Origin of the sequence: Ilumatobacter fluminis (assembly GCF_004364865.1) — a bacterium.
GTDB lineage: Bacteria > Actinomycetota > Acidimicrobiia > Acidimicrobiales > Ilumatobacteraceae > Ilumatobacter > Ilumatobacter fluminis.
In genome coordinates, this window is the sequence record NZ_SOAU01000001.1 from 2,008,031 (window position 1) to 2,030,983 (window position 22,953).

The 22,953-nt window shown below is 68.4% G+C and carries 22 protein-coding genes; 15 read left to right on the forward strand and 7 right to left on the reverse strand.

What is annotated here, in order from left to right:
* Positions 1 to 45: 45 nt before the first annotated feature.
* The 10 genes from thrS (at position 46) to BDK89_RS09095 (ending at position 11,216) form a co-directional block, all read left to right on the forward strand.
* Entirely contained in the window at positions 46 to 2,025 is a 1,980-nt protein-coding gene (gene thrS, locus BDK89_RS09050) for a threonine--tRNA ligase (RefSeq protein WP_133868644.1), read from the forward strand.
* Complete coding sequence (locus BDK89_RS09055; protein ID WP_133868645.1) at positions 2,025 to 2,537, forward strand: HIT family protein; 513 nt, start codon at positions 2,025 to 2,027, stop codon at positions 2,535 to 2,537. The genes thrS and BDK89_RS09055 overlap by 1 nt, the downstream gene beginning before the upstream one ends.
* A gap of 44 nt (positions 2,538 to 2,581) precedes the next feature.
* Entirely contained in the window at positions 2,582 to 3,112 is a 531-nt protein-coding gene (locus tag BDK89_RS09060; protein WP_133868646.1) for a hypothetical protein, read from the forward strand.
* The gene (locus BDK89_RS09065; RefSeq protein ID WP_133868647.1) at positions 3,112 to 3,828 is read left to right on the forward strand and encodes a CDP-alcohol phosphatidyltransferase family protein; all 717 of its coding nucleotides are present in this window, start codon (positions 3,112 to 3,114) and stop codon (positions 3,826 to 3,828) included. The genes BDK89_RS09060 and BDK89_RS09065 overlap by 1 nt, the downstream gene beginning before the upstream one ends.
* Before the next feature lie 14 nt (positions 3,829 to 3,842).
* Positions 3,843 to 4,751 (forward strand): phosphatidylinositol mannoside acyltransferase, encoded by a 909-nt coding sequence (locus BDK89_RS09070; RefSeq protein WP_133868648.1) that lies wholly within the window; start codon positions 3,843 to 3,845, stop codon positions 4,749 to 4,751.
* 85 nt (positions 4,752 to 4,836) lie between these two features.
* Positions 4,837 to 7,440: a putative bifunctional diguanylate cyclase/phosphodiesterase gene (locus BDK89_RS09075; RefSeq protein ID WP_166657474.1), complete on the forward strand. Its 2,604-nt coding sequence runs from the start codon at positions 4,837 to 4,839 to the stop codon at positions 7,438 to 7,440.
* 63 nt (positions 7,441 to 7,503) lie between these two features.
* Positions 7,504 to 8,586, forward strand: coding sequence for a glycosyltransferase family 4 protein (locus BDK89_RS09080; protein WP_243839130.1), 1,083 nt, complete (start codon positions 7,504 to 7,506; stop codon positions 8,584 to 8,586).
* Between the two features lie 57 nt (positions 8,587 to 8,643).
* Positions 8,644 to 9,198, forward strand: coding sequence for a LemA family protein (locus BDK89_RS09085; protein ID WP_133868650.1), 555 nt, complete (start codon positions 8,644 to 8,646; stop codon positions 9,196 to 9,198).
* Positions 9,199 to 9,207: 9 nt separating this feature from the next.
* Positions 9,208 to 10,113: a M48 family metallopeptidase gene (locus tag BDK89_RS09090; protein WP_133868651.1), complete on the forward strand. Its 906-nt coding sequence runs from the start codon at positions 9,208 to 9,210 to the stop codon at positions 10,111 to 10,113.
* Positions 10,110 to 11,216, forward strand: coding sequence for a DUF3048 domain-containing protein (locus BDK89_RS09095; RefSeq protein WP_133868652.1), 1,107 nt, complete (start codon positions 10,110 to 10,112; stop codon positions 11,214 to 11,216). The genes BDK89_RS09090 and BDK89_RS09095 overlap by 4 nt, the downstream gene beginning before the upstream one ends.
* Here the strand turns inward: BDK89_RS09095 and udp are convergent.
* Positions 11,203 to 11,997 (reverse strand): uridine phosphorylase, encoded by a 795-nt coding sequence (udp, locus tag BDK89_RS09100; protein WP_133868653.1) that lies wholly within the window; start codon positions 11,995 to 11,997, stop codon positions 11,203 to 11,205. The two genes, BDK89_RS09095 and udp, sit on opposite strands and share 14 nt — an antisense overlap.
* A 12-nt stretch (positions 11,998 to 12,009) precedes the next feature.
* Here udp and BDK89_RS09105 point away from each other — a divergent pair, with 12 nt between their 5' ends.
* Positions 12,010 to 12,459, forward strand: a complete 450-nt coding sequence (locus tag BDK89_RS09105; protein WP_133868654.1) for a nitroreductase family deazaflavin-dependent oxidoreductase — start codon at positions 12,010 to 12,012, stop codon at positions 12,457 to 12,459.
* Positions 12,460 to 12,569: 110 nt separating this feature from the next.
* A complete protein-coding gene (locus tag BDK89_RS09110; RefSeq protein WP_133868655.1) occupies positions 12,570 to 12,890 on the forward strand; it encodes a hypothetical protein in 321 nt (106 codons plus the stop codon).
* Between the two features lie 34 nt (positions 12,891 to 12,924).
* Here BDK89_RS09110 and BDK89_RS09115 read toward each other — a convergent pair whose 3' ends face one another.
* Positions 12,925 to 13,902 (reverse strand): mechanosensitive ion channel family protein, encoded by a 978-nt coding sequence (locus BDK89_RS09115; RefSeq protein WP_133868656.1) that lies wholly within the window; start codon positions 13,900 to 13,902, stop codon positions 12,925 to 12,927.
* 7 nt (positions 13,903 to 13,909) lie between these two features.
* Positions 13,910 to 16,132 carry an NADP-dependent isocitrate dehydrogenase gene (locus tag BDK89_RS09120; RefSeq protein WP_133868657.1) on the reverse strand — a complete coding sequence of 741 codons (2,223 nt, stop codon included), beginning with the start codon at positions 16,130 to 16,132 and terminating at the stop codon, positions 13,910 to 13,912.
* A gap of 76 nt (positions 16,133 to 16,208) precedes the next feature.
* Between BDK89_RS09120 and BDK89_RS09125 the strand changes: the two genes are divergently transcribed.
* Positions 16,209 to 16,565 (forward strand): c-type cytochrome, encoded by a 357-nt coding sequence (locus BDK89_RS09125; protein WP_166657475.1) that lies wholly within the window; start codon positions 16,209 to 16,211, stop codon positions 16,563 to 16,565.
* Positions 16,566 to 16,592: 27 nt separating this feature from the next.
* Here BDK89_RS09125 and BDK89_RS09130 read toward each other — a convergent pair whose 3' ends face one another.
* The 3 genes from BDK89_RS09130 to thrH are packed head-to-tail and all read right to left on the reverse strand — an operon-like array spanning position 16,593 to position 19,018.
* Positions 16,593 to 17,513, reverse strand: a complete 921-nt coding sequence (locus BDK89_RS09130) for a DMT family transporter (protein WP_166657476.1) — start codon at positions 17,511 to 17,513, stop codon at positions 16,593 to 16,595.
* Positions 17,510 to 18,352, reverse strand: coding sequence for an alpha/beta hydrolase (locus BDK89_RS09135; RefSeq protein ID WP_133868660.1), 843 nt, complete (start codon positions 18,350 to 18,352; stop codon positions 17,510 to 17,512). Before BDK89_RS09135 ends, BDK89_RS09130 begins: the two co-directional genes overlap by 4 nt.
* 54 nt (positions 18,353 to 18,406) lie before the next feature.
* Positions 18,407 to 19,018 carry a bifunctional phosphoserine phosphatase/homoserine phosphotransferase ThrH gene (gene thrH / locus BDK89_RS09140; RefSeq protein WP_133868661.1) on the reverse strand — a complete coding sequence of 204 codons (612 nt, stop codon included), beginning with the start codon at positions 19,016 to 19,018 and terminating at the stop codon, positions 18,407 to 18,409.
* Between the two features lie 62 nt (positions 19,019 to 19,080).
* On the opposite strand from thrH, the gene BDK89_RS09145 reads away from it, so the two are divergent.
* On the forward strand, positions 19,081 to 19,983 hold the full coding sequence (locus tag BDK89_RS09145; protein WP_133868662.1) for an SMP-30/gluconolactonase/LRE family protein: 903 nt from the start codon (positions 19,081 to 19,083) through the stop codon (positions 19,981 to 19,983).
* Positions 19,984 to 19,994: 11 nt separating this feature from the next.
* Here the strand turns inward: BDK89_RS09145 and BDK89_RS09150 are convergent, their stop codons facing one another.
* On the reverse strand, positions 19,995 to 21,275 hold the full coding sequence (locus BDK89_RS09150) for a hypothetical protein (RefSeq protein ID WP_133868663.1): 1,281 nt from the start codon (positions 21,273 to 21,275) through the stop codon (positions 19,995 to 19,997).
* 189 nt (positions 21,276 to 21,464) lie between these two features.
* Between BDK89_RS09150 and BDK89_RS09155 the strand changes: the two genes are divergently transcribed.
* The gene (locus BDK89_RS09155) at positions 21,465 to 22,880 is read left to right on the forward strand and encodes an HNH endonuclease signature motif containing protein (protein ID WP_133868664.1); all 1,416 of its coding nucleotides are present in this window, start codon (positions 21,465 to 21,467) and stop codon (positions 22,878 to 22,880) included.
* Positions 22,881 to 22,953 lie beyond the last annotated feature (73 nt).

The window sequence follows — 22,953 nt, forward strand, 5'->3', positions numbered from 1 at the left end:
ACCTGCTCCGAACAGGGGAGTCGCGCTCGTAGGCTGGTGCTCGTTATGGCCAACATCACGGTGTCACTCCCCGACGGATCCGAGCGCGAACTACCCCAGGGCTCGACCGCGCTCGATCTCGCCGGATCGATCGGAAAGCGGCTCGCCAAGGCGGCCGTCGCTGCGACCGTCGACGGAGCCGAGACCGACCTGACTGCACCGCTCCCCGACGGGAGCGTCGTCTCGATCATCACGGCCGATACCGACGACGGGCGCCACGTGCTGCGGCACTCGACGTCGCACGTGATGGCACAGGCCGTCACCCGCTTGTTCCCGGGCGCCAAGTTCTCGATCGGCCCGGCCATCGAGAACGGCTTCTACTACGACTTCGAGCTGCCCGGTGGCAAGACGTTCAGCGACGACGACCTCGCCTCGATCGAGGCCGAGATGCGCTCGATCATCGCCGAGAACCAGCCGTTCGAGCGCATCGAGATGACGATGGACGAAGGGGCCGACCTGTTCGCCGACCAGCCGTACAAGGTCGATCTGATCAACCGGTTCCGTGAGCAGGCGAGCGACGCCGAAGACGCCACCGAGATCCAGGGCGGCGTCGTCAGCGCGTACCGCAACTCGCCCGAGTTCGTCGACATGTGCGTCGGACCGCACGTGCCCTCGACCGGCAAGCTCGGCCATTTCAAGCTGCAGAAGGTGGCCGGCGCCTACTGGCGCGGCAACGAGAAGGGCCCGATGCTGCAGCGCGTCTATGGCACGGCCTGGGAATCGAAGGAGGCGCTCGCGCAGCACCTCCACCAGCTCGAAGAGGCCGCCAAGCGCGACCATCGCAAGCTCGCCACCGAACTCGACCTGCTGAGCTTCCCGAGCGAGCTGGGCGGCGGGCTCGCCGTGTGGCACCCGAAGGGCGCCATCGTCCGCAAGATCATGGAGGACTACAGCCGCCTCCGTCACGAACAGGGCGACTACGAGTTCGTGTTCACGCCGCACCTGGCGAACGCGAAGTTGTTCGAGACGTCGGGCCACCTCGACTTCTATGCCGACGGCATGTACCCGCCGATGGAGATGGACAACGGCACGTACTACATGAAGCCGATGAACTGTCCGATGCACTGCCTGATCTTCAAGAGCCGGCAGCGCAGCTACCGCGAACTGCCACTGCGGTTGTTCGAGCTCGGCAACGTGTACCGCTATGAACGAGCCGGCACGCTCCACGGCCTGCTCCGCATCCGGGGATTCACGCAGGACGACAGCCACATCTACGTCACGAAGGAGCAGATGGCCGACGAGGTCGCCGGCCTGCTCGACTTCGTGCTGTCGGTGTTGCGGGCGTTCGGTTTCGACGACTTCACGTTCAACCTGTCGACGAAGGACCCGGAGAAGTACGTCGGCACCGACGAGATCTGGGACGAGGCGACCGAGGCGCTCCGCCAGGCGCTCGAGACCCACGGTCTCGAGTACGCCGTCAAGGACGGCGACGCAGCGTTCTACGGCCCCAAGATCGACATCGACGTCCGTGATGCGATCGGGCGGTCGTGGCAGCTGTCGACGATCCAGGCCGACTTCCAGCTCCCCGAGCGCTTCGATCTCGAGTACGTGGGCGCCGACAACAACCGGCACCGGCCGATCATGTTGCACCGGGCGCTGTTCGGCTCGATCGAACGCTTCTTCGGCGTGCTGCTCGAGCACTACGCCGGCAACTTCCCCACGTGGCTCGCACCACTCCAGGTGCGGGTGCTCCCCGTCGCCACCGCCCACGAGGAGTACGCCCAGCAGGTCGTCGACCGGCTCGGTCAGGCCGGGGCGCGCGTCGACATGATCGGTGCGGGTGACGCGCTCGGCAAGCGGATCCGCTCGTCGAAGCTCGAGAAGATCCCGTACATCCTCGTCGTCGGTGACGACGACGTCGAACACGGCACCGTCGGCGTGAACCCTCGCGGCGGCGAGGTCGAACGCGGTGTCGACGTCGGCGAGTTCATCACCCGCTTCACCGACGAAGTCGCCGAGACGACCGAGCAGGCACTCACCGCCTGATGACACCGCTCGAACGACTCTGGAACGGGTGGCGTGCCACCTACGTCCAGTCGCTCGGCACGTCCGAGGTGCCGGCGGGGGAGGGGAGCATCTTCACACGCATCCTGGCCTCCGGCATGTCCGACGAGGACGCCAACATCGTCCACCGGGGCGAGACGTGCTTCGTAATCCTGAACGCGTTCCCGTACGGCACCGGCCACGTGCTCGTGCTGCCGTATCGGGAGGTCGCGAACCTCGAGGACCTCGACGCCGCCGAGACCGCCGAACTCTGGCCGACCGTCACCGACGCCGTCCGGGCCATCAAGTCGGCGTACGAACCCGAGGGCGTCAACGTGGGCATCAACCTGGGCCGTCCCGCCGGCGGGTCGATCAGCGAACACCTCCACGTGCACGCAGTGCCGCGCTGGACCGGTGACGGCAACTTCATGACGGCGGTCGCCAACACGCGGACGCTGCCCGAGCCGCTGGTCGACACGGCGGCCAAGCTCCGCGCGGCCTGGCCGACCGGCTGACGCCCCGATCCGAACCGGTGCGGGCCGGTTAGGCTGGGAGGACCATGAATTCGACCGACCCGGTCGCCGAATCGTCCGTCGCCCCCGCCGACGACATCCGCGACGAGCTTCCCGAAGATCTCCAACCCGAGTTCGCCGGCGCCTATCAGTTCCCCGACAACTCGCGTCGCCGGATCCCCGGCTACATCTACCTCACGCTGGCCGCCGGCTGTTTCGCCTGGTACGCCACGAGCGCCGACTCGTCGGCCATCGTGAACGGCGGCACGCTGTGGGCCGGGATCCTGCTCACCGCCGTCGGACTGTTCAGCATCTCGTCCGGTTGGCGGATGCACGTCGACGAGCGCGACGCCCTCGTGGCGGCGCAACAGGCGATCGGTTTCCCGGTCGGCCACGCCTCGGCGCAGCAGGTCTGGCACGGCATCCGCAGTCGCCCGACGTGGCGCGTGTTCTGCTACTCGGCCGAAGAACCGCCGCTCCAGCGCGGCTTGGTGCTCGTCGACGCCGTCGACGGGCGGGTGCTGCAGCATCTCGCCGAGCCGAACCCCGAGCTCGACACCGTCGACGGGGCCGCCTGATGTTCGACGGCAGCTTCCGCAAGCCGGTCGACGCAGCGGTCAAGCCGATCGGCGCAGCGCTCCGCAAGACCGGCCTCACGCCCGACCACCTCACCATCGTCGGGTTGCTGATCGGCGCCGGAGCGGCCGTAGCGGTCGGAGCGGGCCGGCTTCGTCTCGGCCTGCTGCTGGTGATCCTGGCGGCGCTGCCCGACCTGCTCGACGGCGCACTCGCCAAGGCCTCCAAGTCGGCGAGCCAGCGCGGCGCCTTCTTCGACTCCACGGTCGACCGCATCACCGATGCCCTCCTGCTGGGCGGCATCACCTACTACTTCGCCGAGACCGAAGACCCGCGACTCACCGTCCTGCCGTTCGCGGTCATGGCGGTGTCGTCGGTGATTTCGTACCAGCGGGCCAAGGCCGAGTCGCTCGGGCTCGACGCCAAGGGCGGCTTGATGGAGCGCGCCGAACGAATCGTGGTGCTCTGCGTCGGTCTGTTCCTCGAGCCGTGGGTCGACGGCGCACTGGTGTGGATCCTCTGGGGCATGCTCGTGCTGTCGACGATCACCGCGATCCAGCGATTCGTCAAGGTCTGGACGCAGGCCGAGGTCGCACCGGTCACCCAGGCCCGCATCGATCTGCGGCGTGAGCGCCGCGAGGAGCGCCGCGAGGCCCGCGTCGCCCGGCGCCGCACCCGGGTGCCGTTGCGAGAGCGCGTGCCTCGCCGACCGCAGTAGCCGGCACGAACCCGATGGTCGATCCGCGACGCGAGATCCAGAACGCCGCCACCGTCGGCGGCTTCCGTTTGGCAGCGCTCGCTGCCCGGGGATTGCCCGGCTTCGCCGCACAGGGCATCTCGCCGGCGCTCGGGTTCGGCGCCAGCTTCGCCAACGCCGAGCGGCGGGAGATGATCGAACGGCACCTCCGACGTGCCGACCCGACCATGGGTGGCGCCCGGCTGCGCCGAGCGGTCCAGCTCGCCTTCGACAGCTACACCCGTTACTGGCTCGAGAGCTTCCGGTTGCCGCACCTGCCGCGCCGCACGGTCGATCGCGGCATGACGGTCGACGGATACGAACACGTCGAAGCAGGGCTTGCCCAGGGAAACGGGATCATCCTCGCGCTGCCGCACCTCGGCGGATGGGAATGGGCCGGTCGCTGGTTGGTCGACCGTGGGCTCGGCGTGACCGCGGTCGTCGAAGCCATCGAGCCGCCGGAGCTGTTCGACTGGTTCAAGCAGCTCCGCAACGAGCTCGGCATGAACATCGTGGCCCTCGGCCCGACCGCCGGCAAGGAGGTGCTGGCGGCGCTGCAACGCAACGACGTCGTGTGCCTCCTCAGCGACCGCGACATCCAACGCACCGGCATCGAGGTCGAGTTCTTCGGCGAGACGACCACGCTGCCGGCGGGCCCGGCCACGCTCGCGCTCCGCACCGGGGCGCCATTGCTGCCCACGGCCGTGTACTTCACTGATCGCACCGACGGCCACCTCGGCGTCGTCCGCCCACCGATCGACCTGACCCGATCGGGGGAGCGGCTCCGGGTCGACATCGCGCGCGTCACGAACGATCTCGCCGGCGAACTCGAGCACCTCATCCGCCGCGCCCCGTACCAGTGGCACCTGTTCCAACCCAACTGGCCGTCCGACCCGGGCTATTGATAACGACCGTATGGTGCTGACGTACACTCGGGGGCAGGCGCCGGCGGCACTCAACATCGACGCGTCGGATGCCGATGGACAGACGATGAGGCGGACATGGATCGCACCGGTGCTCGCGGCGGTCGTCGCCGTGGCCTGCACCGTCGCGTACGTGCTGCTCGACGGCGTGGCGTGGGCCGAATGGCTGCGCGTCGGCGTCGTGGCGGGGGCAGCGGCCGCCGTCCTCGCCGGCATCGCCGTCGCCCGACCCGCCCGGCCGGTCCCGTGGTGGATGTGCTCGCTCGGGCTCGCCACGCTCGCCGGAGCCACCTGGGTGCAGGGCGAGCAGATGCTCGACGGCACGCTCGTGTTCCCCGGCGACGTCGAGGCGATCGCCGTCCTGGCGTACCCCGCCCTGTTCGCCGGGATCGCCGGCATGACGTCGTCACGACGGCAGTCACGCGACATCCTCAACGGGTCCGAGCCGATCATCTACTCGATCGCCGTGACGGCGCTGGTCTGGGTAGCCGTCTCCGGCCCCCACTTCGACGGCGAGGGTTTCCCCCTCGATGCTGCCGCATGGGTGTGGGCGTTCCCCTTGCTCGACGGTCTGCTGGCGACGATCGCCTTCCGCCGACTCGGCGATCGCGACCAACGATTCGGCATCCTCACCCTCGGATTCCTCCTGCTCGGGGCGGGCCATGCGATCTCCGGCTGGGCGGCCTACGACGACGCCCTGACGCCCGGCGTCTGGCAGGCCGCAGCGATCCTCCCGGGCGCCGCGCTCGTCGGTGCGAGTGCACTGATGGCGACGCGAATCAGCGTCGTCGACCAGGCTCCCAAGGTCCACTGGACCCAGATCTTCGGGCTCCTCTTCGCTGCGCTGGTGCCGCTCGGCGCCCTCCTGCTGATGCTGGCGACCGGGTTGTCGTCGCGTTCGTCGTCGGTCGTCGTCTCCGTGTCGACCGTGCTGGTGATCGTGCTCGCGCTCGCACGGATGTGGAAGCTCGTCGACCAGGTCCGCAGCCTGAGCGAGCAACGCGGCCGCGACCGTCTCGCCGCGATGGTGGAGCACTCGACCGATGCCGTGGTCCTCGCCGACTCGACCGGCCGGATCAACTACGCCAGCCCCGGCCTGCGGGCGATGCTCGGACACGAGCCCGACCGGTGGGTCGGTCGCCCGGTCACCGATCTCGTCGTTCCGGCCGACTTCGAATCGTTCCGGCACGAGCTGCAACGGGTCGTCGAACAGGGGAGCGGCACGACGATCGAGGTCGACGCCTCGCTCGCCCACGTCGACGGCCAGCAACGCAAGGCGACCATCGTCGTTGCCAACCTCGTCGGCGGCAGCCCCGTCGACGGCGTGGTGGTGACGATCCGAGACGTGACCGAGCAGCGCAACCTCGAGCGCCAACTCAGCCATCGTGCGTTCCACGACGAACTGACCGGACTGGCGAACCGGGCGCTGTTCCTCGACCGGATGGACCACGCGCTCCGGATCGCTCGCTCCGACGCCGACCCCGTGATCGTCCTGTTCGTCGACCTCGACGACTTCAAGGCGGTGAACGACGACCTCGGCCATGCCGCCGGCGACCACGTACTCACGTCGATCGCCGACAAGATCCGGCGCGCCGCCGGCAGCGGCGACACCGGGGCGCGACTCGGCGGCGACGAGTTCGCCCTGTTGCTCGAGGACCGTGGCGGCATCGAACGGGCCATCGACGTCGCCGAGCGCCTCCTCGACTCGATGCACGAGCCGATCTCGGTCGGCGGGAGCGAGGTCGTGGTGCTCGCGAGCGTCGGCGTGGCCGTCGCCACCTCGGGGATGTCGACCACGAGCGTGCTCCGAGACGCCGACATCGCGATGTACGAGGCGAAGCGGGCAGGCAAGGGGCAGATCCGCCTGTTCGACCCCGCGATGCGGATGGTGGCGACGACCCACCTCGAGTACCGCAGCGAACTCGCCCGGGCACTGGAACGCGATCAGATGCGGATCGTGTTCATGCCGTTCGTCGAGTTGGCGTCGGGGCAGGTCGTCGGTGCCGAGGCGCTCGTCCGGTGGCAGCACCCCGAGCACGGCGACGTGCCCGCATCCGACTTCCTCCCGATCGCCGATCGCAGCGGCCTCATCGTGCCGATCGGATACTGGGCGATCGATCAGGCGCTCGGGCAGGCGGCCAAGTGGCGCGCCGGCCTCACGCTCGGCGTCAACGTGTCATCGGTACAGCTCCGCCAACCCGACTTCGCCGATCGGGTGATCGCGATCGCCGACGGTCATCACGTCGATCCGACGGGCATCGTCTTCGAGATGAACGAGTCGGCACTCGTCGACGAGGGCGATCGGGCCGCGTCGTCGATCGACCGACTGCACGCCGTCGGCTTCCGCTTCGCCGTCGACGACTTCGGCACCGGTCAGTGCTCGCTCGCGACGCTGCAGCGACGCCCGATCGACCTGCTCAAGATCGACCGCTCGGCCGTCGCCGAGTTCGGCGCCGACCCGCACGGACCGTCGCTGGCCCGAACGATCCTGCAGACCGCCACCTCGCTCGAACTGTTGACGGTCGCAGAAGGGATCGAGAACGCGACCCAGCTCCGAGAGCTCCGCAAGCTCGGGTGCCAGCTGGGTCAGGGCTATCTGTTGTCGCAGCCGATGGAGGCCGGTGAGATCGAGCGCCGCTTCGGGCACCCCGACGTCGCCGTCGTTCCCTGATCGCGCCCGCCTCCCGATCGCGGTCGTCCGGTCCTGTCGACGGCTCGGGTACGGTCTCCCCTCGTGAGCTTCCGGATCGGGATGGTCTGTCCGTACAGCCTCTCCATCCCGGGAGGAGTCCAGGCGCAGGTGCTCGGGCTCGCTCGCGAGCTGCGACGGGGCGGCCACGAGGTGCGTGTGCTCGGACCCTGCGACGGCCCGCCACCCGAACCGTTCGTGACTCCGCTGGGCGACAGTCTGCCGACGGCCGCAAACGGATCGGTCGCGCCATTGGCACCCGATCCGGCTGCCGTGTTGCGCACCGTCCGAGCGCTGCGAGACGAGGACTTCGACGTCGTCCACGTGCACGAACCCTTGGCGCCGGGCCCGTCGATCACGACGGTGACGCTCCACGCGGCACCCACGGTCGGAACCTTCCACGCCGCCGGGCACTCCACGAGCTATCAGGTGTTCGCCCCGATGCTGCGACGCCTGATCGAACGGATCGACCGCAAGGTGGTCGTCTCGAAAGACGCGCTGGCACTGGTTCGCGACCACCTCGGTGGGGAGTACGACCTGCTCTTCAACGGTGTCGAGACGTCCGAGATCGCTGCCGTCGAGCCGCTGCGGTCGGCATCGGGACGCCCGGCGATCTTCTTCCTCGGCCGGCACGAGGAGCGGAAGGGTCTCGAGGTGCTCCTCGCCGCGTTCGCACGACTCGACCTCGACGTCGAACTCTGGGTGGCCGGCGAGGGTCCCGACACCCACCGGCTCCGCTCGCTGCACGACGGCGACGACCGGATCGCCTGGCTCGGTCGGATCGACGAAGCCGACAAGGTCGCACGCCTGCGTGGCGCGTCGGTGTTCTGTGCGCCGTCGCTCCACGGTGAGTCGTTCGGGGTCGTGCTGATCGAGGCCATGGCGGCCGGGACGCCGGTCGTGGCGAGCGCACTCGACGGATATCGCAATGTCGCGACCGACGGCGTCGACAGTGTGCTCGTGCCGCCCGGTGACGCCGACGCCCTCGCCGGCGCGCTCCGACGCGTGCTGGCCGATCATCACCTGGCCGACCGGCTCGTCCGCGCCGGCGACCAGCGGGCCGACCACTTCGCGATGAGCCGTCTGGCCGACGAGTACGTCGCGCTGTACGAGGCCATCGCGCGCTGACGAAGCGGTGCGGAAGTCCACCGGTTGCGGGGTGGCCACCCCGTAGACTGGTCCTCCATGTTGCCCCTCGTCATCGTGCTCGTGCTCCTCGCGGCACTGGTGATCTACCTGATCGTCGCCTACAACGGCCTGATCCGTCGTCGGAACCAGATCGAGAACGCCTGGTCGCAGATCGACGTCCAGCTGAAGCGTCGGCTCGACCTGATCCCGAACCTCGTCGAGACCGTGAAGGGTTACGCCGCACACGAGCAGGAAACGCTCGATGCCGTCATCACCGCCCGCAACGCCGCCGTCGCGGCTCCCGACACTCCGGAAGCCCAGGCCAAGGCCGAGAACGCCCTCACCGGTACCCTCCGACAGCTGTTCGCACTGGGCGAGGCCTACCCCGACCTCAAGGCGAACCAGAACTTCCTGGCGCTCCAGGAAGAACTGACCTCCACCGAGGGTCGGGTGGCGTACGCCCGCCAGTACTACAACGACAGCGTGTTGGCCTACAACAACAAGCTGCAGCAGTTCCCGACGGTGATCTTCGCCCGGATGCTCAACTTCCAGCGTCGTGAGTACTTCGAGGCCGACGAGGCGGCACGAACCACGCCCAACGTCGAATTCTGAACCCCCCACATGCATGAACTGATCCGTTCCAACAAGCGCCGGAGTGCGCTGCTCGTCGCCGGCTTCGTCATCGTCGTCACCCTGATCGGTGCGCTCGTCGGCTGGCTCCTCGGCGGTGGCATCGTCACGACCGTCGTCGCGCTCCTGATCGCCGCTGCGGTGGCGTTCACCTCGTACTGGAAGGCCGACGCCATCGCACTGCGCGTCAGTCGGGCACGCCCGGCCGACGAGCACGAGTACGCCCGGCTCCACAACCTCGTCGAGGGCCTCTGCATCGCGTCGGGGCTCCCCAAGCCCGGTGTGTACGTGGTCGACGACCCCGCCCCGAACGCGTTCGCGACCGGCCGGAACCCCCAGCACGCCGCGATCGCCGTGACGACCGGCTTGCTCGACCAGATGAACCGGGTCGAACTCGAAGGCGTCGTGGCGCACGAACTCAGCCACATCCGCAACTACGACATCCTGGTCTCGACCCTGGCGGTCACGATGGTGGGCGCGGTCGCACTCATGACCGACCTCACGATCCGCATGATGTGGTGGAACGGCGGCCGAGTTCCCCGCCAGGGCGACCACGCCGACCGCAACAACCCACTCGGCTACGTCGGGCTCGGACTGCTCGTCCTCGCCCCGGTCATCGCCAAGGCGATGCAGGCGACGATCTCACGCCAACGCGAGACGCTCGCCGACGTGAGCGCCTGCCAGATGACGAGGTATCCGCCGGGTCTGATCTCCGCGCTCGAGAAACTGCAGGCCGATCAGACCGCGACGCATTCTGCGTCGACGGCTACGGCACACTTGTGGATCGAACAGCCGATGAGCGGTCTGGGCGACGACGGTCGCCTCGAGGGCGCCCATCACTGGTTCGCCACCCACCCACCACTCGAAGAACGCATCGCACTGCTGAGGGAACTGTGAACCGAACGAAGATTGCGGCTGCGGCCGTCTCCATCGCCCTGTTGGTCGCCGCCTGCGGCGGCGGTGGCGACGACGAGGCCGTCGAGACGACCGTCGAGACGACTGCCGCCCCCACCACGGTCGAGACGACGTCCGCCCCGACCACCGAGGCGACGACGACCACCACCGAGGCCGAGGCCACGACGACCACCACCGTGCCCGACATCTTGCGGATGCCGCTGACGGGGTCGCCGATCGCCGACGAGGCCGAGATCCCCGATCGTCCGGCGCTGATCGTCAAGATCACCAATGCCGGGCCGACCGACACGCCCCAGGCCGGTCTCAACAGCGCCGACATCGTGATCGAGGAGATCATCAACGACAGCGTGACCCGACTCGCTGCGGTCTTCCACTCCGACGGCTCCGACCCGGTCGGCCCGATCCGGTCGGGCCGCGCCCAAGACGTCAACATCCTGCGGATGTTCCAGCAGCCGCTGTTCGCCTGGAGCGGCGGCAACGCATCGGTCACCCGCGCCATCCGCGACTCCGACATGATCGACCTCGACGCCCGCTACACACCGGGTTACTACCGGCGATCCGGTCGCACGTCGCCGAACAACCTGTACTCGAGCACCGACGTGCTCTGGGACCAGACGACCGAGGAGGCGGGCCGACCCGTCACGGTGTTCCCGTACCTCGGCCTCGACGAGGTCCCGACTGGTGAGTCGGCGACCGAGATCCAGATCGCGCTCGACTCGACCGACGCCGTGTGGACCTACGACCCCGAGTCGGGCCGCTACTTCCGCGACCAGGACGGCCAGGAGCACAATGCCGAGACGTCCGACGGTGTCGAGCAGATCTGGACCGACAACGTGGTCGTCATGCTCGCCGACTACGGCGTCAACGTCTTCGACGGCAACCCCGACGCCCAGACGCAGGGAACGAACCCGGTCTACGTGTTCAGCGGCGGCACCGTGCGCGAGGGCGTCTGGTTGCGCTTCGACCCGACCGACCCGGTCGGCCTGTACGACAACGTCGACGATCTGAACGAGATCGGTCTCCAGCCCGGTCGCACCTGGCTCGAGATCCCCCGCAACGACGACGACGTGCTCAGCTGGAGCTGACGAGGCGACGCGCCGCCTCGACCACGGTCGAGACGGCGTTGGCCTCGACCACGTCGTGCACCGACGGGTCGGGGATCTCCTGCGTGTTCCGGTTGACGAGCACCCCGGCGACCATGCCCGCACGCCACCCGTTGGCTGCGCACTGGGTGAAGAGGGTCGCTCCCTCCATCTCGTAGTTGAGGACGTGGAGCCTCGTCCACTCCTCGGCACTGCCCTGGAACTCACGCCGCACATAGCCCGACACGGTGTCGTACCGCTCCTGCCCGGGGTAGAAGGTGTCGGACGAGGCGGTGACGCCGGTGTGCACCGTCAGGTCGAGCGAACGCGCCGCCTCGACCAGGGTGGTCGCGCACGTCAGGTCGGCGACCGCCGGGTACTCGAGCGGGGCGAAGTGGCGGCTTGCGCCGTCGAGTCGGACGGCGCCGGTGGTCACGATCACGTCGGCGACCGCGATGTCGGGCTGGAGGGCACCGGTGGTGCCGACACGCAGGAACGTGCGGATACCGAGCTGGGCGAGTTCCTCGACCGCGATCGACACCGACGGGCCGCCGATGCCGGTCGAGCACACGACCACCGGGGCACCGTCGGCACGCGCCAGGTGGCTCGTGTACTCACGATTCGACGCGAGGTGGACGTGTTCGTCGAACCGTTCGGCGATCTTCGGGACACGACCCGGGTCACCGGGCAGGATCGCCAGGGTCGCACCGTCGAGGTCGGCTCGGGTCAGGTCGAGGTGGAAGACATCGGACACATCGTCACCGTACTGCCCGCACGGTGGCATACGCTCACCTGCATGCCGATCGAAGGTGAGTACGAACCGTCCCAGCTCGAGTGGGTCCGCGACCAGGTCGAGGCCTACGAGGCGTCGGGCGGGACCGAGGCGAACACCCTGCGCGACACGGGGATCCCGGTGATCATCGTGACGATGCGCGGCGCGTCGTCGGGCAAGGTCCGCAAGATCGCGCTCATGCGAGTCGAGCACGACGGGGCCTACTGCCTGGTGGCGTCGTACGGTGGCGCGCCCAAGCATCCGGCCTGGTACGCCAACCTGGTGGCCGACCCGATGGTGATGATTCAGGACGGCCCCGAACCCCACGACTACCGGGTGCGAGAGGTCAGCGGTGACGAACGTGCCGAGTGGTGGGAGCGCGCCGTGAACGTGTTCTCGCCCTACGCCGAGTACGAGGTGAGCGCCGCCGAACACGACCGGATCATCCCGGTGTTCGTCGCCGAACGGGTCTGATCCGTCGCCGTCGCCGGCGATAACCACAGTTCACCAGTTCACAATCCCCAGGAAATTCACACGGTTATGGGGCTGACGTTCCACAGGCACCCTCGTTCACAATGGTGGCCGTGGCCAGCTCGATGCGCAGACCAGGGTTCCAGCGGGAGCGCCGACACGGCGCGCTCCTCGAGCCGGCCGATCGTCGCCAACTCGAGCGCGACGGATGGCGAACGACGCTCGACTTCCGGGAGAACCACGTCCGCGGACTCGACGGGCGGCTCCTGCGGGTCGAGCCGGTCTGGATCGCCGAGGCCGAGCGCTTCTCCGGTCAGGTCGAGGTGGCCTGCGCTGAGGGGTCGACGGCCGAGGAGGCCTGGGCCCAGCTGGCGGCCGACGTCGCCGCCGACAATACCCGCACCTATCAGCGCGTGCGCGTCGCTCGGGCCTGATCGGCCACGTTGCAGCCCCGTGAGGGGCTGACGTTCAGCGGCGCGAGAACCGGCGGCGGCGCCGCTCGACGTCGCGCTTCGACGCCGGCTCGGGAGCCGGCGGCGGCGCGTGGGGTTGCTCCGAGTACACCGGGCCCGGGTGTCGGCCGTACGGATCGCCGTCGGCGTCGTGGCCGGGCCACACGACCATCTGGGGGAACGCGATCGTGATGCCCGCGTCGGCGAGCGCCTGATGGACCGCGAGCATCAGATCGTGGGTCGCCGCCAACTCGGCCGGGACTTCGGAGCGGTGCCAGTAGTAGATCGTGATGTCGATCGTCGACTCACCGAACTGGGTGAGCAACACCATCGGCTCGGGAACGTCGACGATCCGCTCGACCCGGCCGACCGCCTCGAGCAGCACCTCGGTCGCCCGTTCGAGGTTCGAGTCGTACGCCACCCCGACGACCAGCTCGGACCGGCGCAGTCGCTCGCGGGTGAGGGTGACGATCGGGTTCTTGAGCACGTCACCGTTCGGGATCCGGATCATCGTCCCGTCGAGACCCCGCATCACCGTCGTGCGCGAGTCGATGTCGGTCACGACGCCGACGTGGTCGTCGAGTTCGACCGTGTCGCCGATCGTGAACGGGCGGCGTGCCTGCAGGATGAGACCGCCGACGAAGTTCTCCGCCACGCTCTGCAACGCCAGCGCCAGGACGAGGGTGGTGATGCCGAGGGCGCCGAGCAGGGGCCCGACGCGGACGCCGAGCGAGCTCATCGAGTAGACGAGCCCGACGGCGAACACGGTGTATGCGCAGAGCCGCGCGGTGATGATGACCGCGAACTCGTTCGCGACCGATCGCCGCATGACGGCGCGGACGATCCGGTTGACGATGACCGCGACGACGATCGACCCGACGAAGATCCCACCGGCCTGGAGCCAGTCGCTGCCGGTGAGACCGTCGGTGTCGATGACCTCCTCGACGTCGGGAGGCTCCGGGAGCGTCGAGACGAGGAGGCCGGCGAGGTGCATCAGCGGATCAGATCGAGGCGATGATCCCGTTCAGCGTCGGGCTCGGACGCATCGCCGCGGCGGCGAGATCGGGTTCGGGCATGAAGTAGCCGCCGAGGTCGTTCGGATGACCCTGCGCACCGATCAGCTCGTCGTTGATCTGCGATTCGTGCTCGGCGAACTGAGCAGCGACCGGAGCGAATGCGGCGGCCAGTTCGGCGTCGTCGGTCTGGGCGGCGAGCGCCTCGGCCCAGTACTTCGCCAGGTAGGCGTGGCTGCCACGGTTGTCGATCGAACCGAGCCGGCGGGCCGGCGACTTGTTCTCCTGGAGGAGCTTGCCGGTGGCCGCGTCGAGGGCGTCGGCGAGCACCTTCGCCTTCGGGTTGTCGGTCACCTCGCCGAGGTGTTCGAGCGACACGGCGAGGGCGAGGAACTCTCCGAGGCTGTCCCAGCGGAGGTAGTTCTCCTTCTCGAACTGCTGGACGTGCTTGGGTGCCGAACCGCCGGCACCGGTCTCGAACAGGCCGCCACCGTTCATGAGCGGCACGACCGAGAGCATCTTGGCGCTGGTGCCGAGTTCGAGGATCGGGAACAGGTCGGTGTTGTAGTCGCGCAGCACGTTGCCGGTGACCGAGATCGTGTCGAGCCCCTGACGGATGCGATCGACCGAGAACTTGGTCGCCTCGGCCGGTGCCATCACGTGGATCTCGAGACCCTCGGTGTCGTGGTCTTCGAGGTAACGGGCGACCTTCCTGATCAGTTCGGCGTCGTGTGCACGCTGCTCGTCGAGCCAGAACACGGCAGGGGCGCCGGTGGCACGGGCCCGGGTCACGGCGAGCTTCACCCAGTCCTGGATCGGCAGATCGCGAACGTTGCACATGCGCCAGATGTCGCCTGCGTCGACCTCGAAGTCGAGCACGGTGTCGCCCGCCTGGTTCACGACCCGCACCGTGCCGGCGTCGGCGATCTCGAACGTCTTGTCGTGGCTGCCGTACTCCTCGGCCTTCTGGGCCATCAGACCGACGTTGGGAACCGTGCCCATCGTCGTCGGGTCGTAGGCGCCGTTGGCCTTGCAGTCGTCGATGACGGCTTGGTACACGCCGGCGTAGCTCGAGTCGGGGATGACGGCGAGGGTGTCGCGGGTGTCACCGTTCTTGTCCCACATCTGGCCACCGTTGCGGATCATCGCCGGCATCGAAGCGTCGATGATGACGTCGCTCGGCACGTGCAGGTTGGTGATGCCGCGATCGGAGTCGACCATCGCCAGGTCGGGACCGTTGGCGTAGACGGCATCGATGTCGGCGTGGATGGCGGCCTTGGTGTCGTCGTCGAGGCCGTCGATGACGGTCAGTACCTGGTTCCAGCCGTTGGCCGGGTCGGCGCCGGCGGCCTCGAGGACGTCGCCGTACTTCTCGAAGATCGGGGCGAAGTAGGTGACGACGCCGTGGCCGAAGATGATCGGGTCGGAAACCTTCATCATCGTGGCCTTCATGTGGAGCGAGAACAGGACGCCGGCGTCACGCGCGGCGTCGACCTGCTCGGCGAGGAAGCGGTCGAGGGCGTCGCTCGACATGAACGTGCCGTCGACGACCTCGCCTTCCTGCACGGGCACCGACTGCTTGAGCACGGTGACCGTGCCGTCGGCGGCGACGTGCTCGATGCGCAGCTCGTCGGCCGCGCCCATCGTGACCGAGCGCTCGTTCGACCGGAAATCGTGCTCACCCATCGTGGCGACCGTCGTCTTCGAGTCGGACGACCAGGCGCCCATCGAGTGCGGGTTGACCTTGGCGTACTCCTTGACCGCACGCGGCGCCCGTCGGTCGGAGTTGCCTTCGCGCAGCACCGGGTTCACGGCCGAACCCTTCACGCGGTCGTAGCGGGCCTTGATGTCTTCTTCCTCGGGCGTCGACGGCTCGTCGGGGTAGTCGGGGAGGTCGTATCCCTTCGCCTGGAGTTCGGCGATCGTGGCCTTGAGCTGGGGCATCGAGGCCGAGATGTTCGGGAGCTTGATGATGTTGGCCTCGGGGGTGGTGGCCAGCTCGCCCAACTCGGCGAGATGGTCGGGGATGCGCCGGTCTTCGGCGACGAACTCGGGGAACTGCGAGACGACGCGCCCGGCGAGCGAGATGTCGCGGGTCTCGACGTCGATGCCGGCGGCTCCGGCGAACGCCTCGATGATCGGCAGGAACGAGTACGTCGCCAATGCCGGGGCTTCGTCGGTGTGGGTGTAGATGATCTTCGACTCGGTCACGGGTCCGAGCGTACCGGGCGGGGGAGAAGCCCAACGAAGAGCGCTACACCGTCATCGGTCGTGCCACGATGGGGCGATGCGAACGGTGCGGTTGTTCGGAGCCTTCGTCCTGGCGGCAGTGGTGCTGGGGGTGTCGGCGTGCGGCGCCGACGGCGAGGGCGCAGCCGGGATCTACCGCACCAACGGCTGTTCGGCATGCCACGGTGCCGACCTGGGAGGCGGTGCACTCGGTCCGGCACTCACCTGGTCGGAGGGAGACACGGTCGAACTCGCCGACGGGAGCACGGCGACGATCGACGCCGACTACGTCGAGCGGGCGATCGTCGACCCGTCGGCCGAGATCGTGGCGGGGTGGGAGGACACGATGCCGGTCGCATCGCTGTCGGCGTCGGAGGTCGACCTGCTGGTCGACTACCTGCTGGCCGGTCCCTGACGGCGACCCGTCGAGCGAGCGCCGCGATCAGGTCTCGAGTTCGACGATGTCCTGCGGCGGGCTGACCGGTGTCTTGGTCTGGGTGACCACGACCACCCACAACGCCCCGATGACGACCGCCATCGCCACGAGCTGTGGTGCCGTGAGCGCCTCGTCGAGGAAGATCCACGCGGCGAGCGACGAGACGACCGGGATGAGCAGCGTCATCGTCGACGCGAGCCAGACCGGGAGGCGCGGGATGCCCCAGTTCATGAGCGAGTGACCGACCACGCCGCCGACGAGGATCAGCGCTACGACCGGCAGCCAGTCGTCACCCGACGGGGGAGCCATGTCCTGACCGGCGACGAGGCCGACCGCGAAGGCGAACAGACCGACCCACCATGCCGTTCCCGTGGTGAACTCGTGGGGCGTCAACTTGCCCGCCGTGCGCTTCGCGACGATGAAGTAGCCGCTCCAGGCGAATAACGCACCGAGTGCAGCCAGGTCGCCGGCGCCGCTCCATTCCGGGGTGCCGGACGACTGCGTGATGACGACGACGACTCCGACGATCGCGACCGCCGCAGCCAGCAGGTCGCGTCGCCCGATCTTCTCGCCCATGAACCGGGTCGCGTAGACGGCGATCACGATCGGCTGCATGGCCCCGATGGTCGTGGCGTTCACGATGTTGGTGGTCCGGACCGCGACGAAGAACAGCATCACGTCGGCGGCCAACAGGGCGCCGCCCGGCAACGAGGTCCACAGCAGGTGCTTGGTCAGCCGGTTCCCCCGGACGAGCAACACGATCGTCATCAGGACGGCGTAGATCGAGAACCGCCACGCCGCAATGGCGATCGCGTTCATGTCGATCACCTTGATGATGACGCCGGTCGACCCCCAGGCCGTGACGGCCGCCGCGACGGCGATCAGCCCGGCGCGCACGTCGCCGGACGAGGACTCGTCGTCGGTCACGAAGGTGCGACCGTGCGGTCGAGCCACGCCACGAGGTCGCCGAGGACCTCGTCCTGCTCGGGCTCGTTGAAGATCTCGTGTGCGAGGCCCTCGTAGTAGTGCGACTCGATGTCGGCGTTGGTGGCACCGGCCTCGAGCTCGTGCGAACCGGCCACGTCGGCGAGCTGGTCGTCGGTGCCGTGTCCGATCCAGATCGGCAGGGCCAGGCTCGGGTAGCGGTCGGGGAAGCTGTCCATCGCGTCGAACAGGGCGGCGCCGAGCCCGGCCGAGATCTTGCCGGTGTACACGAGCGGGTCGGCGAGGTAGGCCTCGACGACGGCCGGGTCGTGGCTGATGCTCGACGCGTCGAGGCCCTGCGGGCGGAAGCCGGGCGCGACCTTGGCGATGCCGCTGAAGATCTTGCGCTGAATGGGGGAGAAGTCGTCGCCCACCTTGAGCGCGGCACCCGACAGGGCAATGCCGGTGATGCCGGACTGGTTGCCGAGCGTGTGGCCCATCACCAGGTTGCCGCCCATCGAGTGACCGAGCAGCACGAGCGGGAGACCGGGATGCTCACCTTCGACCTGGCGACGGAACTGGGCGAGGTCGCGCATGAACTCGTCGTACGACTTGACGAAGACGCGCTTGCCGCCCGACTTGCCGTGGCCGCGGTGATCGAGTGCGGCGACGACGTAGCCGGCGTCGGTGAGGCGTCGGGCGACGTGCTGGTAGCGGCCGAGGTGCTCGCCGAGTCCGTGCACCAGCAGGACGACCGCTTTGGCGTCGCCGTCGGGTGTCCACGTGCGATGGAAGATCGTGGTGCCGTCGAATGCCGTGAAGGTGCCCTCGGTCTGCTGCATGCGGGCAGTCTCGCACCTGTCGGGCGCGAACGCCTCGCCGGAACAGCAGCGGCGTCAGACGAGTTCGGCGGTGATCAGCTCGAGCAGATCGGCGTACTCGTCGACGGCCGGGAACTGGGGGAACTCGGCGATCACGTTCTCAGGAGCGTGGAACAAGAAGCCGGCGTCGGCTGCCCCGAGCATGGTCGTGTCGTTGTACGAGTCCCCGGCCGCGATCACCTTGTACTCGAGCGAGTGGAACGCCTCCACCGACTTGCGCTTCTGGTCGGGCTGACGCAGGCGGTAGTCGGTGATGCGATCGTCTTCGACGACGAGTCGGTGGCAGAACACGGTCGGCATGCCGAGTTGGCGCATGAGCGGAGCGGCGAACTGTTCGAACGTGTCGGAGAGGATGATCACCTGGGTGCGCTCGCGCAGTTCGTCGAGGAACGCCTTGGCGCCGGGGAGCGGTTCGAGCCCGGCGATCACGTCCTGGACGAGCGGCATGGTGAGGCCGTGCTCGGCCAGGATGTCGAGCCGGTACCGCATGAGGACGTCGTAGTCGGGCTCGTCGCGGGTGGTGCGGGTGAGCGCCTCGATGCCGGTCCGTTCGGCGACGGCGATCCACACCTCGGGGACCAGGACCCCTTCGAGATCGAGGGTCACGATCGTCTGCCGCTGGCTCATGGTCGGACAGTCTGCCCCAGGTGTCGCCGTCGGGCCCAACGGTGGCGTGTCACACTGTCGCCGTGACGCGCCCTCCGGAACCCGCCGTGTACGACGTGTTCGACGATCGATTCGTCGACCTGATCGCCCCGTCGGGCGAGTTGGAGCACCTCGCCGACGGTTGCGCGTGGGCCGAGGGGCCGGTGTACGTCGCCGCCGAACGGGCCCTCTACTGGAGCGACGTCCGCAACGACCGCCGGATGCGGTTCGACGAGGCGACGGGTGAGGTGAGCGAGGCAGAGCGGCCTGCGAACTTCTGCAACGGGCACACGCTCGATCGTGACGGGGTGATCGTGGCCTGCGAACACGGCACCCGCTCGGTGGTGCGCTGGTGGCCGGACGGTCGACGCGAGACCGTCGCCGACTCGTTCGACGGCAAGCGTCTGAACAGTCCGAACGACGTCGTGGTCGCGAGCGACGGCGCCGTCTGGTTCACCGACCCGACGTACGGCATCGACTCGGACGCCGAGGGGTACGCCGCCGAGAGCGAGATCGGATCGAGCAACGTGTACCGGGTGCATCCGGCGACGGGCGAGGTGACGGTGCAGATCACCGACCTGGTCCGCCCGAACGGGCTGGCGTTCTCACCGGACGAGACACGGCTGTTCGTGTCCGACACCGGTGTGAGCCACGTGGAGGGCGGCCCGCGACACATCCGGGTGTTCGACGTCGACGAGCCGGTCGCACAGGTGACCGGCGGGGGAGGGGTGTTCGCGACCTGCCCGGCCGGGGTGTTCGACGGCTTCCGCTTCGACGACTCGGGTCGGCTGTGGGCCAGCGGCGAGCAGGGCGTGCACGTCTACACCACCGACGGGGTGCTGCTCGGCACCATCCGTCTGCCTGAGACGTGCGCCAACCTCGAGTTCGCCGGCGACCACCTCTACATGACGGCGACCACGTCCCTGTACCGCCTCCGCCTCCGCTGACCTGCGATCGCTCAGCCGGGTGCGGCGACGGCGATGACCGCCAAGACGTCGACGACGAGGTCGGTCTCCATGTGCGTCGCGATGCAGATCTCGCCCGACGGCGACAGTCCGACGAGGGCCGTGTTGGCGACCGTCTCGCCCGTGGCGACGTTCGACGTACTCGCCGTCGGTGTGGCGCCGTCGCACCCGAACACGGTCGTGTGTCCGTCGGTCGCAGCGTTCACCGCGGTGACGTTGACGAGGACGGCCCGGGCGCCGTCGGGAACGCCGCCCCGACCTGCGACCTGGATGCGAGTCACGCCACCAGCGTGGGTCGGTCCGCTCCCGACCTGTCGACCGTCGACCGTCTGCCTGCCAGGTCGGGAATCGAACAAACGCGCCGGCTCGAGCGTCGCGAGCGTTGCGATGTCGACGGGCGGAGCCGTGAACGGGTCGACGCCGACGACGTCGACGATGACATTCGGCCAGCCGACCGTGTCGATGCAGATCCTCCCGTGGATATCGGGTGACACCACGAGGCCGTTCGCGACCACCTGCGAGCGTCCGAAGTTCACGGTACTCGTCGACGACTCGGCGCCGCACGGCCGAAGGGTCACGTGCCCGGCGTCACCGGTGCTGATCGCCGTCACGTTGAGTGCGACGGCACCGATCGGTTCACCCTCGTGTCCACTCACCCCACCACGGCCGAACACCATCACGCTGCCGTCGGGTCGAGGACCTTGTCCTCGGAACGTGCCGTCGTCGGTGTCGCCGTTGGGCCGGCTGTCGTACAAGCGGGAGGGCCAGAGCGGTCTCCATTGCGACTCGTCGGGAACGAAGGCAGCCACGTCCACGATGACGTGGGCTGCTGCATGGCTCGCAACGCAGAAGCCACCCGAAGCGTCGAGCCCGGTCATCGTCGCGTTCGCCACCGTCTTGTCGGCGGTGTAGTTCAGGGTGCTGGTGTGCGGTATGTCGCCACATGGGTACACGGTGGCGTGGCCGTGGGACCGGGGGCGAGTGATCGTGATGTTCGCGAACACGGCGACGGCGTCGGCGGGTATTGCACCTCGACCCGTCACCTGGACGCGGATCGAACTGCCCGCAGGCACCATCCCGGCGCCCGCTTGGAGGCCGTCGACGGTCGAGGCGCCCGGGCGTGTGTCGATCATCCGGCTCGGCCTGATCGGTACGACGGTCGAGTCGACGCCAGTGGACGGTGGAGGAGCGTCAGCGAAGACGGCGCCGGGCAGGCCGGCGCAGGCCAGGAGTGCGACGACGAGCGCACTCCGAACTCGACAGGGTGCGTTCATCAGCGGCGAAATCTAGCGCGGGCGTGCCGCCTTCGTTGCGCACACGAGTCGCAGCGTGCCGTGCATGGAACTCACCAGCGGCCACCCGGGTCTGGATCGCGGCATGTACGTGGGGAAGTAGCCACCAATTATCACGATCTTTGCACTCGAGCGCTGTCATATCGAACGTGTGTCTGCTACCATGGATCCATGTTCGAGGCCGTCCTCGACACCGTGGTCGGCATGACCGACAACGAGATCACCGAAGCGCTGCGTGCCAACGAACTCGCCGCCCGCTCCGCCGCTGCCGAACGAGCCGCCCTGATCGCCGTTGCCGAGAACCGCGGCATCTACCGCATCACCCACCGATCGTCGGCCGGCTGGCTCCGAAGCGAACTCGACTGCGGTGACGGCACCATCGGCCGCGACCGCGCCCTCGCCCGCCTCCTCGACACCCACCCCTCGATCGCCGACGCCCTCGCCGCCGGACGGTTCTCGACCGACCACGCCCTCCAGATCGGCCGCATCTTCCAGAACCCGCGCATCGCGAACCTGCTCGGCACGATCGTCGACGTCCTCGTCGAACTCGCCGAACACCGCTCCTACGCCGAGTTCCGCGGCGACATCGACGCCCTGATCGAACAACTCGACACCGACGGCGCGTTCGCCGACCTCGCCGACGCCGTCGAATCACGCGACGCCCGCGTCGTCGACCTCAACGGCGAAGTCGTCATCGAGGCCTCCGGCGGCGACCCGATCCAAGCCGCCCAACTCGTTGCGGTGTTCGAAACCTTCGTCGAAGCCGAATACCAACACGACCTCACCCAACGCCGCGCCGAACACCCCGACGACCCCGAACAATGGCCACTGCCTCGCACCGCCGGCCAACGACGCTTCGACGCCCTCATCGCCATGGTCGCCGCCGCCGCCGCATCACCCGACGGACGCGCCCTGCCCGAACCGACCGTCGCGATCATCATCGACGACCACTCCACCCACGAAGTCCTCACACACGCCGGCATCACCCTCCCCTCCGGCGACATGATCGACGACCAACCAATCATCGCCGACCCCGACACCGGCGAACAGCTCGACGCCACCATGAACGGCCTCGCCGAAGCACTCCTCGACGACCCCGAAGCCTTCCTCGAACGCCGCTGCGAAACCTCCACCGGCTCGAAAATCCACCCGATGATCGCACTCCGGGCCCTCCTCACCGGCCACGTCCGCCGAGTCGTCGTCGACTCCAACGGTCACGTCATCGACTACGGCACCAAACAACGCCTCTTCACCGGACCCGCCCGACAAGCAGCACTCCTGCTCGCCAGCACATGCATCTACCCCGGCTGCCGACTACCCGCACGAATGTGCCAGGTCGACCACAACGAACCGTGGTCGACCGGAGGCCCCACCGACCAAACCAACGCCGTGCCACTCTGCGGCGTCCACAACCGCATCAAACACCGTGACGGCCTCACCATCGTCCACGACGACCACGGCCGCCCCCACACCCAACGCCCTGACGGAACCATCATCCTCCCCGTCGGCGAACGCCCACCCGACATCGCCCCCACCAACCCCATCGACACCATCCTCATCCACCTCAAACAACTCCCCGCCGCCTGACGGCAGGCGTGCGTGGAGCGTTCAGAGCACCCTGGTCCGATCTCGAGCGGCGTCGAGTCGAGCAACCGCACCC

Coding starts and splice junctions, on each gene's coding strand:
- thrS (WP_133868644.1), top strand. CDS start 46: ATGGCCAACATCACGGTGTCACTCCCCGACGGATCCGAGCGCGAACTA.
- BDK89_RS09055 (WP_133868645.1), top strand. CDS start 2,025: ATGACACCGCTCGAACGACTCTGGAACGGGTGGCGTGCCACCTACGTC.
- BDK89_RS09060 (WP_133868646.1), top strand. CDS start 2,582: ATGAATTCGACCGACCCGGTCGCCGAATCGTCCGTCGCCCCCGCCGAC.
- BDK89_RS09065 (WP_133868647.1), top strand. CDS start 3,112: ATGTTCGACGGCAGCTTCCGCAAGCCGGTCGACGCAGCGGTCAAGCCG.
- BDK89_RS09070 (WP_133868648.1), top strand. CDS start 3,843: ATGGTCGATCCGCGACGCGAGATCCAGAACGCCGCCACCGTCGGCGGC.
- BDK89_RS09075 (WP_166657474.1), top strand. CDS start 4,837: ATGAGGCGGACATGGATCGCACCGGTGCTCGCGGCGGTCGTCGCCGTG.
- BDK89_RS09085 (WP_133868650.1), top strand. CDS start 8,644: ATGTTGCCCCTCGTCATCGTGCTCGTGCTCCTCGCGGCACTGGTGATC.
- BDK89_RS09090 (WP_133868651.1), top strand. CDS start 9,208: ATGCATGAACTGATCCGTTCCAACAAGCGCCGGAGTGCGCTGCTCGTC.
- udp (WP_133868653.1), bottom strand. CDS start 11,997: ATGCCACCGTGCGGGCAGTACGGTGACGATGTGTCCGATGTCTTCCAC.
- BDK89_RS09105 (WP_133868654.1), top strand. CDS start 12,010: ATGCCGATCGAAGGTGAGTACGAACCGTCCCAGCTCGAGTGGGTCCGC.
- BDK89_RS09115 (WP_133868656.1), bottom strand. CDS start 13,902: ATGCACCTCGCCGGCCTCCTCGTCTCGACGCTCCCGGAGCCTCCCGAC.
- BDK89_RS09125 (WP_166657475.1), top strand. CDS start 16,209: ATGCGAACGGTGCGGTTGTTCGGAGCCTTCGTCCTGGCGGCAGTGGTG.
- BDK89_RS09135 (WP_133868660.1), bottom strand. CDS start 18,352: ATGCAGCAGACCGAGGGCACCTTCACGGCATTCGACGGCACCACGATC.
- thrH (WP_133868661.1), bottom strand. CDS start 19,018: ATGAGCCAGCGGCAGACGATCGTGACCCTCGATCTCGAAGGGGTCCTG.
- BDK89_RS09150 (WP_133868663.1), bottom strand. CDS start 21,275: ATGAACGCACCCTGTCGAGTTCGGAGTGCGCTCGTCGTCGCACTCCTG.
- BDK89_RS09155 (WP_133868664.1), top strand. CDS start 21,465: ATGTTCGAGGCCGTCCTCGACACCGTGGTCGGCATGACCGACAACGAG.